1 protein-coding gene is annotated in these 1,216 nt (G+C 25.5%); it reads right to left on the bottom strand.

Going from position 1 to position 1,216, the window contains the following annotated elements; genetic code table 11:
• Window positions 1-98 precede the first annotated feature (98 nt).
• On the bottom strand, window positions 99-983 hold the full coding sequence (locus tag HMPREF9129_RS10235) for a helix-turn-helix domain-containing protein (RefSeq protein ID WP_004823539.1): 885 nt from the start codon (window positions 981-983) through the stop codon (window positions 99-101).
• Window positions 984-1,216 lie beyond the last annotated feature (233 nt).

Raw genomic sequence — 1,216 nt, 5'->3', positions numbered from 1 at the left:
ATATTTCCTCCTAAAAAATAGTAACTGAAGCTAGTTTTAATAAACTTCAGTTACTATTTTATAATAAATAATTTTCTAACTCTCCCCCATCTTTCTTCTTAATGCTCCAAAATTAAATTTTTTTTACGATATTCTCTTGGAGAAACTTTATAAATTTTTTTAAAAGCTGATGAAAATTTACTGGCGTTATTGTATCCTGCTTCCATAGCAATAGATTGGATACTTTTATCTGTAGTAGCTAACTTAGTAGATGCAAGATTTAAATAATATTCTCTAAAATAATTTGCCGGTGTGGAACCATAAATTAGATAGAACAATTTGTAAAAAATAGTAGTATTTAATCCAGTAGATTTAATTAATTCTTTTAATTTTACTACTTCATCTGACTTAAGAGCTTTATTAACATTCTTTTTCATCATATCTATATAAGCACCAGAAAAATAATCAAAATCAGTTTCTATTTCAACTTCATTTAGTTTTAGAAAGTATAGAAGTTCAACTATTTTTAACCATATGTAATGTGGTGTTTCAAGTCTAGATTCAATATATAAAAGCGTAAAAATATCTTCAATTTTACCAGATACTCTTCTTGTATACCAAGGTTTATTGGGAGAAATACATTTATTGAAATTAAACAAGTCTACTCCAATGTAGCTAAGCATCTCGCGATTAAATTTATTCATCTTATCCTCATGAAAAATAATACTCAAGCCTCTATATCTTCCTCCCGGAAAAGCACTGGAAATCAAATGATATTTACTGCTGTTTATGGCAAATTCACCCGCTTCAATAAAAGAATACTTGTGTTTAAAAAAATCCGCCTCCATTCGTCCATTTAAACAATGATCAATTCTAAGAGTCCAATCTTCATCTCCATACCCATTCTTAGTTTTATATTCCAATTCTTCAATTTCCAAATCATAGATTTCTAAAAAAACACCATCACTTATTTTATATTTATTAAAAATAAATTTTTGATCCATTTTTTCACCTATTTAATTCACAAATTTATATAATTTACAATAAATTATTGATTATCATTATCAAATATAGTCTATTATATCCCATTCTCAATAAATGTGTCAATTTTTCTATTGATAAAATCTTAACTGTCAAAACATATGTTACAAATTTTTTAGAATTTTAGATAATAATAGATATTATATAAAAATAAGGCAATCAAACTTGACTCATTGTTCAAAATCTAAATTAAGAT

Source organism: Peptoniphilus indolicus ATCC 29427, from assembly GCF_000227315.1.
Classification (GTDB): Bacteria; Bacillota; Clostridia; order Tissierellales; family Peptoniphilaceae; genus Peptoniphilus; species Peptoniphilus indolicus.
This window is presented reverse-complemented; position numbering and strand designations above follow the sequence as displayed.